The 15,017-nt window shown below is 69.7% G+C and carries 13 protein-coding genes; 8 read left to right on the top strand and 5 right to left on the bottom strand.

Annotated elements, in window-relative coordinates; translation table 11 throughout:
• The first annotated feature begins 107 nt into the window (after window positions 1–107).
• The 7 genes from OG878_RS29645 to OG878_RS29675 all read left to right on the top strand — a co-directional run bounded on the left by OG878_RS29645 (window position 108) and on the right by OG878_RS29675 (window position 6,818).
• Entirely contained in the window at window positions 108–1,319 is a 1,212-nt protein-coding gene (locus OG878_RS29645; RefSeq protein ID WP_328889611.1) for a phosphoglycerate kinase, read from the top strand.
• 6 nt (window positions 1,320–1,325) lie between these two features.
• Complete coding sequence (tpiA, locus tag OG878_RS29650; RefSeq protein WP_328889612.1) at window positions 1,326–2,102, top strand: triose-phosphate isomerase; 777 nt, start codon at window positions 1,326–1,328, stop codon at window positions 2,100–2,102.
• A 115-nt stretch (window positions 2,103–2,217) separates the two neighbouring features.
• Window positions 2,218–2,454, top strand: a complete 237-nt coding sequence (gene secG / locus OG878_RS29655; RefSeq protein WP_328889613.1) for a preprotein translocase subunit SecG — start codon at window positions 2,218–2,220, stop codon at window positions 2,452–2,454.
• Window positions 2,455–2,562: 108 nt separating this feature from the next.
• Entirely contained in the window at window positions 2,563–2,898 is a 336-nt protein-coding gene (locus tag OG878_RS29660; RefSeq protein ID WP_078852825.1) for an RNA polymerase-binding protein RbpA, read from the top strand.
• 155 nt (window positions 2,899–3,053) lie between these two features.
• A complete protein-coding gene (gene pgi / locus OG878_RS29665) occupies window positions 3,054–4,709 on the top strand; it encodes a glucose-6-phosphate isomerase (RefSeq protein WP_328889614.1) in 1,656 nt (551 codons plus the stop codon).
• A gap of 4 nt (window positions 4,710–4,713) precedes the next feature.
• Window positions 4,714–5,217: a PH domain-containing protein gene (locus OG878_RS29670; RefSeq protein ID WP_328889615.1), complete on the top strand. Its 504-nt coding sequence runs from the start codon at window positions 4,714–4,716 to the stop codon at window positions 5,215–5,217.
• Window positions 5,214–6,818 carry a PH domain-containing protein gene (locus OG878_RS29675; RefSeq protein WP_328889616.1) on the top strand — a complete coding sequence of 535 codons (1,605 nt, stop codon included), beginning with the start codon at window positions 5,214–5,216 and terminating at the stop codon, window positions 6,816–6,818. The genes OG878_RS29670 and OG878_RS29675 overlap by 4 nt, the downstream gene beginning before the upstream one ends.
• A 233-nt stretch (window positions 6,819–7,051) precedes the next feature.
• Here the strand turns inward: OG878_RS29675 and pgl are convergent, their stop codons facing one another.
• Genes pgl through tkt form a run of 5 tightly spaced genes read right to left on the bottom strand, consistent with a single transcriptional unit; the run spans window position 7,052 to window position 13,640 of the window.
• The gene (gene pgl / locus OG878_RS29680) at window positions 7,052–7,834 is read right to left on the bottom strand and encodes a 6-phosphogluconolactonase (RefSeq protein ID WP_328889617.1); all 783 of its coding nucleotides are present in this window, start codon (window positions 7,832–7,834) and stop codon (window positions 7,052–7,054) included.
• Window positions 7,831–8,865: a glucose-6-phosphate dehydrogenase assembly protein OpcA gene (gene opcA, locus OG878_RS29685; RefSeq protein WP_328889618.1), complete on the bottom strand. Its 1,035-nt coding sequence runs from the start codon at window positions 8,863–8,865 to the stop codon at window positions 7,831–7,833. The genes pgl and opcA overlap by 4 nt, the downstream gene beginning before the upstream one ends.
• The gene (gene zwf / locus OG878_RS29690) at window positions 8,862–10,394 is read right to left on the bottom strand and encodes a glucose-6-phosphate dehydrogenase (protein ID WP_328889619.1); all 1,533 of its coding nucleotides are present in this window, start codon (window positions 10,392–10,394) and stop codon (window positions 8,862–8,864) included. Before zwf ends, opcA begins: the two co-directional genes overlap by 4 nt.
• Window positions 10,395–10,399: 5 nt before the next feature.
• A complete protein-coding gene (gene tal, locus OG878_RS29695) occupies window positions 10,400–11,518 on the bottom strand; it encodes a transaldolase (protein ID WP_328889620.1) in 1,119 nt (372 codons plus the stop codon).
• 34 nt (window positions 11,519–11,552) lie between these two features.
• Entirely contained in the window at window positions 11,553–13,640 is a 2,088-nt protein-coding gene (gene tkt, locus OG878_RS29700; protein ID WP_328889621.1) for a transketolase, read from the bottom strand.
• 376 nt (window positions 13,641–14,016) lie between these two features.
• On the opposite strand from tkt, the gene OG878_RS29705 reads away from it, so the two are divergent.
• The gene (locus OG878_RS29705) at window positions 14,017–14,970 is read left to right on the top strand and encodes a heme o synthase (RefSeq protein ID WP_328889622.1); all 954 of its coding nucleotides are present in this window, start codon (window positions 14,017–14,019) and stop codon (window positions 14,968–14,970) included.
• The last annotated feature ends 47 nt before the right edge of the window (window positions 14,971–15,017 follow it).

The raw sequence follows: 15,017 nt of genomic DNA on the forward strand, positions 1-15,017 counted from the left end.
CTTCGAATCGGCAGGCACCTCGATGTGAGCACGGGGCTCGAACAGCGCAACGCCGCGCGGTTCGAGCCCCGTTGCATGCTCTCTCGCCCTCCAAGGAGTCCAGCAAGATGAAGACGATCGACGAACTTCTCGCCGAAGGCGTCGCCGGCAAGCGCGTATTCGTACGCGCCGACCTCAACGTGCCGCTGAGCGGCACCACCATCACCGACGACGGCCGCATCCGCGCCGTCCAGCCGACCGTGGAGAAGCTCGCTGCGGCCGGGGCGCGGGTCGTCGTCGCCTCGCACCTGGGCCGCCCCAAGGGCGCCCCGGACCCGGCGTTCTCCCTGGCCCCTGCCGCCGCCCGGCTCGGTGAGCTGATCGGCGCCGACGTGGCCTTCGCGACCGACACGGTCGGTGAGTCCGCCCGCGCCACCGTCGCCGCGCTCACCGACGGCAAGGTCGCCGTCATCGAGAACCTCCGCTTCAACCCCGGCGAGACCTCGAAGGACGACGCCGAGCGCGGCGCGTTCGCCGACCAGCTCGCCGAGCTCGCCGACGTGTACGTGGGCGACGGCTTCGGAGCCGTCCACCGCAAGCACGCCTCGGTCTTCGACCTCCCGGCCCGGCTGCCGCACGCCGCGGGCGACCTGATCGCCACCGAGGTCGGCGTCCTGAAGAAGCTCACCGAGGACGTCGAGCGCCCGTACGCCGTCGTGCTCGGCGGCTCCAAGGTCTCCGACAAGCTCGGCGTCATCGACCACCTGCTGGAGCGGGCCGACCGCATCCTCATCGGCGGCGGCATGGCGTACACCTTCCTCAAGGCCCAGGGCCACGAGGTCGGCAGCTCCCTCCTGCAGGAGGACCAGATCCCGGCGGTGCTGGAGTATCTGAAGCGGGCCGAGGAGAAGGGCGTGGAGTTCGTGCTCCCCGTCGACGTCGTGGTCTCCGCGCAGTTCCCGGACCTCGGGACCAAGGCCCCGACCGAGCACCGCACCGTGGCCGCGGACGCCATTCCCGCCGGTTTCATGGGCCTGGACAACGGACCCGAGACCAACAAGCTGTACGCCTCGAAGCTCGCCGACGCCGTCACCGTCTTCTGGAACGGTCCGATGGGCGTCTTCGAGCACCCCGACTACGCCGAGGGCACCCGGGCCGTCGCCCAGGCCCTCGTCGACTCCCAGGGCTTCAGCGTCGTGGGCGGTGGCGACTCCGCCGCCGCCGTCCGCATCCTGGGCTTCGACGAGAATGCATTCGGCCACATCTCGACCGGTGGCGGCGCCAGCCTCGAATACCTCGAGGGCAAGACGCTTCCCGGACTCGCCGCACTGGAGGACTGACCTTTCATGAGCACCCGTACCCCGCTGATGGCGGGCAACTGGAAGATGAACCTCAACCACCTCGAGGCCATCGCACACGTCCAGAAGCTCGCCTTCGCCCTGGCCGACAAGGACTACGACGCGGTCGAGGTCGCCGTCCTGCCGCCCTTCACCGACCTGCGCTCGGTGCAGACGCTGGTCGACGGCGACAAACTGAAGATCAAGTACGGCGCCCAGGACGTCTCGGCGCAGGACTCCGGCGCGTACACCGGTGAGATCTCCGGCCCCATGCTCGCCAAGCTGAAGTGCACCTATGTCGCGATCGGCCACTCCGAGCGGCGCCAGTACCACCACGAGACCGACGAGATCGTCAACGCCAAGGTGAAGGCCGCCTACAAGCACGGCCTGACCCCGATCCTGTGCGTCGGCGAGGAGGAGTCGGTCCGTGAGGAGGGCCGCCACGTCGCGTACACCCTCGCGCAGGTCGACGGAGCGCTCAAGGACATCCCGGCCGAGCAGGCCGAGTCCATCGTGATCGCGTACGAGCCGGTCTGGGCCATCGGGACCGGCAAGGTCTGCGGCGCCGACGACGCCCAGGAGGTCTGCGGGGCCATCCGCGGCCGGCTCGCCGAGCTGTACTCCCAGGAGCTGGCCGACGCGGTCCGTATCCAGTACGGCGGCTCCGTGAAGTCGGGGAACGTCGCGGAGATCATGGCGAAGCCCGACATCGACGGTGCGCTGATCGGCGGCGCCGCCCTCGACGCGGACGAGTTCGTCAAGATCGTCCGCTTCCGCGACCAGTGAGTATGCGGTAGCGCGGATCCGTCGTACCCTTGCGGGGGCCGGGGAGGTGTCGTCCTCCCGGCCCCCGTTGTCCGATAGAGCAGTCCAAGGGAATTCCGGAAAGTAGGGACCAGCCGTGGTTGTGGGGTTCTCGATCGCCCTGATCGTCTTCAGTCTGCTGCTGATGCTGCTGGTGCTGATGCACAAGGGAAAGGGCGGCGGCCTCTCCGACATGTTCGGTGGCGGTATGCAGTCGTCCGTCGGTGGCTCCTCGGTCGCCGAACGAAACCTCGACCGGATCACTGTGGTGGTCGGTCTGGGATGGTTCGCGTGCATTATCGTGCTTGGTCTGCTGATGAAGCTGGACAGCTGACCCGGCGTCCGCGATTTCGGTGAGGGTGTAACTCCTTTCACTGGACGCGCGTTGGGCCTTACGTAGACTGGGGCATCTTCGAGCACCATCACGCAGGGAGTTACGACCGTGGCAAGTGGCAACGCGATCCGGGGAAGCCGGGTCGGAGCGGGGCCGATGGGGGAGGCCGAGCGGGGCGAGTCCGCGCCGCGCCTCCGCATCTCCTTCTGGTGCTCGAACGGGCACGAGACGCAGCCGAGCTTCGCCAGTGACGCGCAGACGCCGGAGACCTGGGACTGCCCGCGCTGTGGTTTCCCGGCCGGGCAGGACCGGGACAACCCGCCGGACCCGCCGCGCACCGAACCGTACAAGACGCACCTTGCGTACGTACGCGAGCGGCGCAGCGATGCGGACGGCGAGGCCATCCTGGCCGAGGCCCTGGCGAAACTCCGGGGCGAGATCTAGAAGTTGTTCACCGGCCGGACACCCCATGGGTGCCCGGCCGGAGTGCAATTGTCGGCGCCGCAGCTCTCTGTCGCCTCGTCAACCCCTCTGATCAATTAAGTTGGAGGGGCAGCGGGGTATGTGCAGGCACGAGAAGAAGTGGGCTGATATCCGGGATGAACGCACCAAGCCGAACCAAGCTCAATCAGACGCCCGAATGGATCGCTCTCGGCAAGCACCGTGAGCAGCTCGGTCAGACGCATCTGCGGCAGCTGTTCGCGGACGATCCGGACCGGGGGATCGGATACACCCTCCGCGTCGGCGATCTGTATCTCGACTACTCCAAGCATCTGGTCACCGACGAGACGCTCCGGCTGCTGCGCGAGCTCGCCGGTGCGACCGGGGTCGCCGAGCTGCGTGACGCCATGTTCCGCGGCGAGAAGATCAATACCACCGAGGACCGTGCCGTCCTGCACACCGCGCTGCGCGCCCCGCGCGACGCGGTGATCGAGGTCGACGGCGAGAACGTGGTGCCCGCCGTGCACGCCGTCCTCGACAAGATGGCCGCCTTCGCCGACCGCATCAGGTCGGGGGAGTGGACCGGTCACACCGGCAAGCGGATCAAGAACGTCGTCAACATCGGCATCGGCGGTTCCGACCTCGGACCCGCCATGGCGTACGAGGTGCTGCGCTCCTTCACGGACCGCTCCCTCATCGTCCGCTTCGTCTCCAACGTCGACGGCGCCGACCTGCACGAGGCCGTCCGCGACCTCGACCCGGCCGAGACGCTCTTCGTCATCGCGTCGAAGACGTTCACCACGATCGAGACCATCACCAACGCCACCTCGGCCCGCAACTGGCTGCTGACCGGTCTGCGCGCCGATCAGGACGCCGTCGCGAAGCACTTCGTGGCCCTGTCGACGAACGCCGAGAAGGTCGCGGACTTCGGCATCGACACCGCCAACATGTTCGAGTTCTGGGACTGGGTCGGCGGCCGCTACTCGTACGACTCCGCCATCGGCCTCTCGCTGATGATCGCCATCGGCCCGGACCGGTTCCGCGAGATGCTCGACGGCTTCCACCTCGTCGACGAGCACTTCCGCACCGCCCCGCCGGAGGCCAACGCGCCGCTGCTGCTCGGCCTGTTGGGTGTCTGGTACGGCGCGTTCTTCGACGCCCAGTCGCACGCCGTACTGCCGTACAGCCACTATCTGTCCAAGTTCACCGCCTACTTGCAGCAGCTGGACATGGAGTCCAACGGCAAGTCCGTGGACCGGGACGGTCATCCGGTCGAGTGGCAGACCGGACCGGTGGTCTGGGGCACCCCCGGCACCAACGGGCAGCACGCCTACTACCAGCTGATCCACCAGGGCACCAAGGTCATCCCGGCCGACTTCATCGGCTTCGCCGAGCCGGTCGCCGATCTGCTGCCCGGGCTTGTTGCCCAGCACGATCTGCTGATGGCCAATTTCTTCGCTCAGACCCAGGCGCTGGCCTTCGGTAAGACGCCGGACGAGGTCCGCGCGGAGGGCGTCGCCGAGGAGCTGGTCCCGCACAAGACATTCCGGGGCAACCACCCGACGACCACGATCCTGGCCGACCGGCTGACGCCGTCCGTTCTCGGACAGCTGATCGCGCTCTACGAGCACAAGGTCTTCGTCCAGGGCGCCGTCTGGAACATCGACTCGTTCGACCAGTGGGGCGTCGAGCTCGGCAAGGTCCTCGCCAAGAAGATCGAACCGGTGCTGACCGGCGACGAACGCGGCGGGGAGCAGCTGGACAGCTCGACCGCCGCGCTCGTCGCCGCGTACCGCACGCGCAGGGGCCGCTGAGCCGATGACCAGGGGGGAGGGGACGGTACGGCTCCGGCCGCCGAACAACACGCCTGACCCGAGGGCCGTCGGCTGGTGGCGTACCCAGTGGCTGCTGGTGACCGCGGCGCCGGTGGCCGTCCTGGCCGTGCTGGGTGCGCTCATCGAGTCCGCCCGGTTCTGGCTCTGGCTGCCGGCCGCGGTCCTCGCGGTCCTCGGTGCGGCGTGTGCCCTCCTCCTGCCCCTCTGGCGGTTCCGCACCCACCGCTGGGAGGTCACCGACGAAGCGGTGTACGTCAGGACCGGGGTGTTCCGGCAGGAGTGGCGGATCGCGCCGATGTCCCGTATCCAGACCGTCGACACGGTGCGCGGCCCGCTCGAACAGCTCTGGAGGCTCGCCTCGGTCACCGTCACCACTGCGTCGTCCAGGGGAGCGGTGACGATCGGGGGCCTCGACCACGAGCTGGCGGCCGAGCTGGCCGAGCGGCTGACCCGGATCACCAGGGACACCCCAGGGGACGCCACATGAGCGAGGTGGCGGACGGCACGGGCCCCGAGCGGCTCGCCTCCGCCCCGGTCGGCAGGACGGACCGCGACGCCACAGCCTCCGTTGCGGCCACCGGCGGGGACTGGCGGCGGCTCGACCGGCGAACGGTCCTCGTCACCGCGTTCGTCTCGGCAGGCGTGGCAGCCGGCGCGGCCGTGCCCACCACGCTCGGCCTCGCCGGACGGCTCGGCTTCGCGGCCGCCGTCGGCTGGGTGCTGACCGGCGCGCTCCTGCTGATCGGCTGCGGCGCGGGCGGCGACTACGTGCGCTGGCGCCGCACCCGCTACCGCATCGGTGCCGAACGCATCGACCTGCACACCGGGCTGCTGCTGGTCAAAAGGCGCTCACTGGCCCGCGAACGCATCCGCAGTGTCGACCTCACCGCTCATCCGATGCTGCGGCTCCTCGGTCTCGTCACCGTCCGGATCGGCACCGGCGAGCACACCGGCGGCGAATCCACCCTGGAGCTCGACCCGGTCCGCAGGAGCGAGGGCGAGCGCCTCCGCCGCGAACTGCTGTCCCGTACGGCCACCGGCACACCCGGCGCCCACCGCCAGGGCGAGCTCGTCGTGCTCGACCCGCGCTGGATCCGCTACGCACCGCTCTCGTTCGTCGCACCCGCGCTCGGCGGTGCGGCAGCCGGGGCGGTGATGCAGGTCAGCGACTGGTTCGGGGCACAGGGCCAGGTGCTCGACTGGATAGGCGACCGGTTCCGGGACACCTCGCTGACCGTGATGATCGTGGTCCTGGCCGGCGCCGCAGCGGTCGCCGGGGTCGTCGGCGCGTTCGGCCTCTGGGTCGAGATGTGGTGGAACTACCGGCTGGAGCGCGAACCCGGCGGCACGCTGCGGATCCGGCGCGGACTGCTCACCTCGCGGTCCGTCTCCATCGAGGAGCGACGGCTGCGCGGTGTCGACCTCGTCGAGCCGCTCGGCATCCGGCTGTTCGGTGCCGCCCGGGTGGACGCGATCACCACCGGCCTCGCCACGGACGACGAGGAGCAGCGCCGTGACCACCACACACTGCTGCCCGCCGCGCCGCGGACCGTCGCCGACACCGTGGCCGCCGACGTCCTGCGCGAGACCGTGTCCCCGACCGGCGCCGCGCTCACCGCGCACCCCGTCGCGGCCCGCGGCCGGCGGCTGCGCCGGGCACTCTGGGCGGCCCTGACGCCCGTACTGGTCCTCGGCGTCCTCGGCGTCCTCGGCGTCCTGCTGACGCCCGTGCTGCTGTGGATCGCGCTGGGCTGCGCCGCCGTCGGGATGCCCGCCGCGGTGCTCCTCGCCCGGGACGCGTACCGCGGCCTGGGACACGCCCTCAGCGGCGACTACCTGGTGACCCGTTCCGGCACCGTACGGCGCTCCACCGCCGCCCTGGAACGGGCCGGCGTGATCGGCTGGACGGTCAGGCAGTCGTACTTCCAGCGGCGGGCCGGGCTGCTGAGCGTCACTGCCACGACGGCGGCCGGAGCAGGCGCGTACACGGCGTACGACGCCGATGCGGCCGAGGGCCTCGACTTCGCCTCCGAGGCCGTACCAGGACTGCTCGAGCCCTTCCTGGAGCGCACCCCGCCGACCGCCTGAACCCGTCGGCCGTACATCGCGCCCATGGTGCAGCAGTGGTCGCCCGTGGTGCCCGCACGCACGGGGGAGTCCGGGGTCCGCCGGATGCGGCCGTCCCTCCTCGGCGTCCTGCGTGGTCCGCCGGCCGTGGGGCGCCCTCGCCACGGTTCGCGCCGTGACCTGGCAGGACACGACAGGGGCCCGGCCGCTCCTGGGAGCGAACCGGGCCCGAGTGCAGCAGCGCTGACGACCGCTCAGGGAGAGGCCGGCGGATACAGCGCACGCGGCAGCCGCGAGGCCGCCGCCGCGTCCAGCAGCCACAGCGTCCGGCTGCGACCGTACGCGCCCGCCGCCGGGGCCTGGATCTCCCCGGCGCCCGACAGCGCGATCTCGGCGGCCTCCGCCTTGTCCTCGCCCGCCGCGAGCAGCCACACCTCGCGGGCCGCCCGGATCGCCGGCAGCGTCAGGGAGATCCGGGTGGGCGGCGGCTTGGGAGCGCCGTGCACACCGACGACGGTGCGCTCGGTCTCCCGGACCGCGGGGAGCTCCGGGAAGAGCGACGCGACATGCGTGTCCGGGCCCACGCCCAGCATCAGCACATCGAACGTCGGTACCGGACCGTGGTCCTCCGGGCGGGCCGCGGCGGCCAGTTCGCCGGCGTACGCGGCCGCGGCGGCGTCGGCGTCGCTGCCGTGCGGACCGTCCGAAGCGGGCATCGCATGGACCCGGGACGGGTCCAGCGGCACCGAGTCCAGCAGGGCCTTGCGGGCCTGCGTGACATTGCGCTCCGGATCGCCGTCCGGCAGGAAACGCTCGTCGCCCCACCACAGTTCGAGCCGCGACCAGTCGATCGCGTCCCGGGCGGGCGCCTCGGCGAGGGCGGCCAGCAGGCCGTTGCCGTTGCGCCCGCCGGTGAGCACCACCGACGCGTGGTCCCGTGCGGCCTGGGCGTCCACGATCTTCGTGATCAGCCGGGCCGCGGCGGCCTGTGCCATCAGCTCCTTGTCGCGGTGCACGACAAGCTGAGGGGCACTCACTTCGCTGCCGTCTTCTTCGCCGCGGTCTTCTTGGCGGCCGCCGGTGCGGCAGACGCCGTGCCGGCGGTGGCGGGCTTCGCCGCCTCGGCGGGCCCGGACTCTGCCGCGCCGGTGAGCCGGTCCACGCCGAACTTCACCGCGGACGCGTACGTGTTGTCCGGGTCCAGCCGGCGCAGCTCCTCGGCGAGCAGCTCGGCGGTCTCCCGCCGCTTGAGCGCCACCGCGCGGTTCGGCTGTCCCTCCATGGAGAGCGTGGCCAGCGAACCGTCGGGGCGGTCCAGGACGATGGTGCCGCCCTTGGTCTGCATCCGTACGGCCGTCAGACCGGGCCCCTGGGACTGCGTACGCTCCACCGGCACGTTCAGCCGGTCCGCGAGCCACATGGCGAGCAGCTCGCAGCTCGGGTTCTCCGACTCGCCCTCGACCGTCGCCGAGACGACCTCGACGGGCTTCTGGTCGAGTGCGGCCGCGAGCATGGAACGCCACGGCGTGATGCGGGTCCAGGACAGATCCGTGTCGCCCGGGGTGTACGACTGGGCGCGCACCGCGAGTTCGGCGCTCGGGTGTTCCGCCGAGTACGCGTCCGTGATCCGGCGCTGGGCGAGTGCGCCCAGCGGATCCTTGGCCGGGTCCTCGGGCGCGCCCTCGGGCCACCACACCACGACCGGGGCGTCCGGCAGCAGCAGTGGCAGGACCACCGACTGGGCGTGGTTCGCAAGTTCACCGTGCAGTCGCAGCACGATGGTCTCGCCGGAGCCCGAGTCGGAACCGACCCGCACCTCGGCGTCCAGCCGCGCGTCGCGCCGGCTGCGCGGCGAGCGGCTGGCCCGCTTGATCACCGCGATGATGCGCGAGGGGTGCTCGCGCGAGGAGTCGCCGGCCGCCTTCAGGGCGTCGTACGCGTTCTCCTCGTCGGTGACGACCACCAGGGTCAGCACCATGCCGACGGCCGGGGAACCGGCGGCACGCCGGGCCGACACCAGCGCCTGGTTGATCTTGCTGGAAGTGGTCTCCGTGAGATCGATCTTCATGGCCGACGCCAGCTCCGTCCGTCTCGTGCGAGCATCTCGTCCGCCTCGGCCGGACCCCAGGTTCCCGACGCGTACTGCGCGGGCTTGCCGTGCTTGTCCCAGTACTCCTCGATCGGGTCGAGGATGTTCCAGGAGAGCTCGACCTCCTGGTGACGGGGGAAGAGGTTGGCGTCGCCGAGCAGCACATCGAGGATGAGCCGCTCGTACGCCTCCGGGCTGGACTCGGTGAAGGACTCGCCGTAGGCGAAGTCCATCGTGACGTCCCGGACCTCCATCGAGGTGCCGGGCACCTTGGAACCGAAGCGCACTGTCACGCCCTCGTCCGGCTGGACCCGGATGACCAGGGCGTTGCCGCCCAGCTCCTCCGTCGCGCCGGACTCGAAGGGCAGATACGGCGCCCGCTTGAAGACGACCGCGATCTCGGTGACCCGGCGGCCGAGCCGCTTTCCGGTCCGGAGATAGAACGGCACGCCCGCCCAGCGGCGGTTGTTGATCGTCAGCTTGATCGCGGCGTAGGTGTCGGTCTTCGACTTGGGGTCGATACCGTCCTCCTCGAGGTAGCCGAGGACCTCCTCGCCGCCCTGCCAGGCGTGCGCGTACTGGCCGCGCACGGTGTGCTTGCCGAGATCCTCGGGCAGCTCCACCGCGGTGAGGACCTTGAGCTTCTCGGCGACCAGGGCCTTCGGGTGGAAGGAGCCGGGCTCCTCCATCGCGGTCAGCGCCAGCAGCTGGAGCAGGTGGTTCTGGATGACGTCACGGGCGGCGCCGATGCCGTCGTAGTAGCCGGCCCGGCCGCCGATACCGATGTCCTCGGCCATCGTGATCTGGATGTGGTCGACGTACGACCGGTTCCAGATCGGCTCGAACATCGTGTTGGCGAACCGCAGCGCCAGGATGTTCTGGACCGTCTCCTTGCCCAGGTAGTGGTCGATCCGGAAGACCTCGTTGGGCGGGAACACGTCGTGCACGAGCTGGTTGAGCTCCTGCGCGCTGGCGAGGTCGTGGCCGAACGGCTTCTCGATGACGGCGCGCCGCCAGGAGCCCTCCTTCTGGTCGGCGAGCCCGTGCTTCTTGAGCTGCTGGACGACCTTGGGGAAGAACTTCGGCGGGACGGACAGGTAGAAGGCGAAGTTGCCGCCCGTGCCCTGCTCCTTGTCGAGCTCCTGGATGGTGGCCTTGAGGGTCTCGAACGCGTCGTCGTCGTCGAAGTTGCCCTGGACGAAGCGCATTCCCTGGATGAGCTGCTGCCAGACCTCTTCGCGGAACGGCGTACGGGCGTGCTGCTTGACGGCGTCGTGGACCTCTTGCGCGAAGTCCTCGTCGTGCCACTCGCGGCGCGCGAAACCGATGAGGGAGAAGCCCGGCGGCAACAGGCCGCGATTGGCCAGGTCGTAGACGGCGGGCATCAGCTTTTTACGGGACAAATCGCCCGTGACGCCAAAGATGACCAGGCCCGACGGCCCCGCGATACGCGGGAGCCGGCGGTCCTGGGCGTCACGGAGCGGATTGGCTCCGGGAACACCAGACAATGTGGTCAGCCCTCCGAAGGGGCGAGGCGCTTGAGCTCCGCCTCGGTGGAGTTGAGCAGGTCGATCCAGGACGCCTCGAACTTCTCGACGCCCTCGTCCTCGAGGAGCTGCACGACGTCGTCGTAGGAGATCCCGAGCTTCGCGACGGCGTCGAGCTCGGCCTGCGCCTGCTCGTAGGTGCCGGCGATGGTGTTGCCGGTGATCTGCCCGTGGTCGGCCGTGGCCTCGAGGGTGGCCTCGGGCATGGTGTTCACCGTGCCGGGGGCGACCAGGTCGTCGACGTACAGCGTGTCCTTGTACGCGGGGTCCTTCACGCCGGTGGAGGCCCACAGCGGGCGCTGCTTGTTGGCCTGCGCCTTGTCCAGCGCGGCCCAGCGGTCGGAGGAGAAGACCTCCTCGTACGCCTGGTAGGCCAGCCGGGCGTTGGCGAGCGCCGCCTTGCCCTTCAGCGCCTTGGCCTCGTCGGTGCCCAGCGCGTCGAGCCGCTTGTCGATCTCGGAGTCCACGCGGGACACGAAGAACGAAGCCACCGAGTGGATCCTGGAGAGGTCGAGGCCCGCGGCCTTCGCCTTCTCCAGGCCCGCCAGGTAGGCGTCCATGACTTCGCGGTAGCGCTCCAGCGAGAAGATCAGCGTCACGTTGACGCTGATGCCCTTGCCGATGACCTCGGTGATCGCCGGCAGACCGGCCTTCGTCGCCGGGATCTTGATGAGCGTGTTCGGCCGGTCCACCAGCCAGGCCAGCTGCTTGGCCTCGGCGATCGTGGCGTCGGTGTGGTGGGCCAGGCGCGGGTCGACCTCGATGGAGACCCGGCCGTCCTGGCCGTCCGTGGCGTCGAAGACAGGACGCAGGATGTCGGCGGCGTCGCGTACGTCCGCAGTCGTGATCATGCGGATGGCCTCGTCGACCGTGACCTTGCGGGTCGCGAGGTCGGTGAGCTGCTGCTCGTAACCGTCGCCGTGCGAGATCGCCTTCTGGAAGATCGACGGGTTGGTGGTGACGCCCACGACGTGCTGCTGGTCGATCAGCTCGGCGAGGTTGCCGGAGGTGATCCGCTTGCGCGACAGGTCATCGAGCCAGATCGCCACGCCCTCGTCGGAGAGGCGCTTGAGTGCGTCTGTCATGAGAGTTGCATCTCCTACTAGTCGTATAACGGCGTCAGCGCGTGACGTCGGCGAGAGATTCCCGTGCGGCGGCGGCGACGTGCTCGCCGGTGAAGCCGAACTCGCGGAAGAGGACCTTGGCGTCGGCCGAGGCGCCGAAGTGCTCCAGCGAGACGATGCGGCCGGCGTCACCGACGTACCGGTGCCAGGTCAGGCCGATGCCCGCCTCGACGGCGACGCGGGCCTTCACGGACGGCGGCAGAACGCTGTCCTTGTACGCCTGGTCCTGCTCCTCGAACCACTCGACCGACGGCATCGACACCACGCGGGTCGGGATGCCGGCCGCCTGCAGCTCCTCGCGCGCCTCGACGGCGAGGTGCACCTCGGAGCCGGTGCCGATCAGGAGAACCTGCGGCTCGCCGCCGTCGGCCTCGAAGAGCACGTAGCCGCCCTTGGCCGCGTCCTCGTTCGCCTCGTACGTCGGCACGCCCTGACGGGTGAGCGCCAGACCGTGCGGGGCACCCTTGCCGAACACCTTGGTGTAGCGGCGCAGGATCTCGCGCCAGGCGATGGAGGTCTCGTTGGCGTCGGCCGGGCGGACGATGTTCAGGCCCGGGATGGCGCGCAGCGAAGCCAGGTGCTCCACCGGCTGGTGGGTCGGACCGTCCTCGCCGAGACCGATCGAGTCGTGCGTCCACACATACGTCACCGGCAGGTGCATCAGCGCGGACAGGCGCACGGCGTTGCGCATGTAGTCGGAGAACACCAGGAAGGTGCCGCCGTAGATGCGGGTGTGACCGTGCAGTGCGATGCCGTTCATGGCCGCGGCCATGGTGTGCTCGCGGATACCGAAGTGGATCGTCCGGCCGTACGGATCCGCGCCCGGCAGCGGGTTGCCCGCCGGGAGGAACGACGACGTCTTGTCGATCGTGGTGTTGTTCGAGCCCGCGAGGTCGGCGGAGCCGCCCCACAGCTCGGGGATGATCTCGCCGAGCGCCTGGAGCACCTTGCCGGAGGCGGCGCGGGTGGCGACACCCTTGCCCGGCTCGAAGACCGGAAGCCTGTCCTCCCAGCCCTTGGGGAGCTCGCCCGCGGAGATCCGGTCGAACTCGGCGGCGCGCTCCGGGTTGGCGGTGCGCCACGCGGCGAAGGACTTCTCCCACTCGGCCTTGGTCTCGCGGCCGCGGTCCAGCGCCTCACGGGTGTGCGAGATGACCTCGTCGGAGACCTCGAAGGACTTCTCCGGGTCGAAGCCGAGGACCTTCTTGGTCGCGGCGACCTCGTCGGCGCCGAGCGCCGAGCCGTGCGAGGCCTCGGTGTTCTGGGCGTGCGGGGCCGGCCAGGCGATGATCGAGCGGGCCGCGATGAACGACGGGCGCTCGGTCTCGGCCTTGGCCGCCTGCAGCGCCTCGTACAGACCCGCCGGATCCAGGTCGCCGTTGGGCAGCTGCTCGACACGCTGCACGTGCCAGCCGTACGCCTCGTACCGCTTCAGGGTGTCCTCGGAGACCGCGGTCTCCGTGTCGCCCTCGATGGAGATGTGGTTGTCGTCCCAGAGCAGCACCAGGTTGCCGAGCTTCTGGTGTCCGGCCAGCGAGGACGCCTCCGCGGAGATGCCCTCCTGCAGGCAGCCGTCACCTGCGATCACCCAGACCATGTGGTCGAAGGGAGAGGTGCCGGGGGCCGCCTCCGGGTCGAACAGGCCGCGCTCGTAGCGGGCGGCCATCGCCATGCCCACGGCGTTGGCGACACCCTGGCCCAGCGGGCCCGTCGTCGTCTCGACACCGGTGGTGTGGCCGTACTCCGGGTGTCCGGGGGTCTTCGAGCCCCAGGTACGGAATGCCTTGAGGTCATCGAGCTCCAGGCCGTACCCGGCGAGGTAGAGCTGGATGTAGAGGGTCAGGCTGGTGTGACCTGCCGAGAGCACGAACCGGTCGCGACCGGTCCACTCCGCGTCGGCGGGGTCGTGCCGCATCACCTTCTGGAAAAGGGTGTACGCGGCGGGAGCCAGGCTCATCGCCGTGCCCGGGTGGCCGTTTCCGACCTTCTGTACGGCGTCGGCGGCAAGGACGCGGACAGTGTCCACGGCCCGCTGGTCCAATTCGGTCCACTGGAGGTCTGTGGTGGTCGGCTTGGTGCTCACCCTGAGTCAGGGCTCCTCTCCACTGTTGTAAAACCGGTGACTGTGACGCACCGGGCATTGCCGAGCCTACCCCCGACAGAACCCGCAATTTCCTGGTGCTTTCCAGGGTGCAGGCCTCCCGACGAGTTCGCCTCCCGTATGAGCGGAGCGGCTCACTTTTGGGCTTCTCCGATGAGCGCGAGGGCATACTTTTGGGCCTCTCCGATGAGCGCCGCCCGTCACTTGTGCGCCACTTCCGAGCGGTGGTTCCGCGCCACTCCAACACGACCCCACCCCCGCGAAGGAGGGCCTGTCCCCAACGTCTACAGTGGTCTGGTTCGCGCAAGTCTCTCCTGGGCCTCCACGCCCGGAGCTTGCTGGGATTTCTCTGTCAGGGGTGTGCGTGACGGCCGTCGAGTCCCGACCCGCAGGGGTCGCCTTGACTCCGAGCCCAGGGGGCCATCGCCCGTTCGGGGCCCGTATCAAGGCATTCGTGGCGCTGACCAAGCCGCGGATCATCGAGCTGTTGCTGATCACCACTGTTCCGGTGATGTTCCTGGCCGCTCAGGGTGTGCCGGACCTGTGGCTCGTAGTCATCACCACCATCGGCGGATATCTCTCCGCCGGCGGTGCCAATGCGCTCAACATGTACATCGACCGCGACATCGACGCGCTGATGGACCGTACGTCGCAGCGTCCGCTCGTCACCGGCATGGTGAGTCCGCGCGAGTGCCTGGTCTTCGGTATCTCCCTCGCGGTGATCTCGACCGTCTGGTTCGGGCTGCTGGTCAACTGGCTGTCGGCGGCGCTGTCGCTCGGTGCGCTGCTCTTCTACGTCGTCGTCTACACGATGCTGCTCAAGCGCCGTACCGCGCAGAACATCGTCTGGGGCGGCATCGCGGGCTGCATGCCGGTCCTCATCGGCTGGTCCTCCGTCACGAACTCGATGTCGTGGGCGGCCGTCATCCTCTTCGCCGTCATCTTCTTCTGGACGCCGCCGCATTACTGGCCGCTGTCGATGAAGGTGAAGGACGACTACGCCCGGGTCGGCGTTCCGATGCTTCCGGTCGTCGCCTCCAACCGGGTGGTGGCCCGCCAGATCGTCCTCTACAGCTGGGTGATGGTGATCGTCTCGCTGCTGCTGACCCCGCTCGGCTACACCGGCTGGTTCTACACCGCGGTGGCGCTGCTGACCGGCGGGTTCTGGCTCTGGGAGGCGCACGGCCTGCAGAACCGGGCCAGGGCCGGGGTCTCCGGTGCCAAGCTCAAGGAGATGCGGCTGTTCCACTGGTCGATCACCTATGTCTCGCTGCTGTTCGTCGCGGTCGCGGTGGACCCCTTCCTGCGCTAGCACCCCCTTCTGCTCCTGCCGACGGGCGGACGACGTGGCCCATGCCA

The organism is Streptomyces sp. NBC_00316, from assembly GCF_036158715.1.
Lineage (GTDB): Bacteria > Actinomycetota > Actinomycetes > Streptomycetales > Streptomycetaceae > Streptomyces.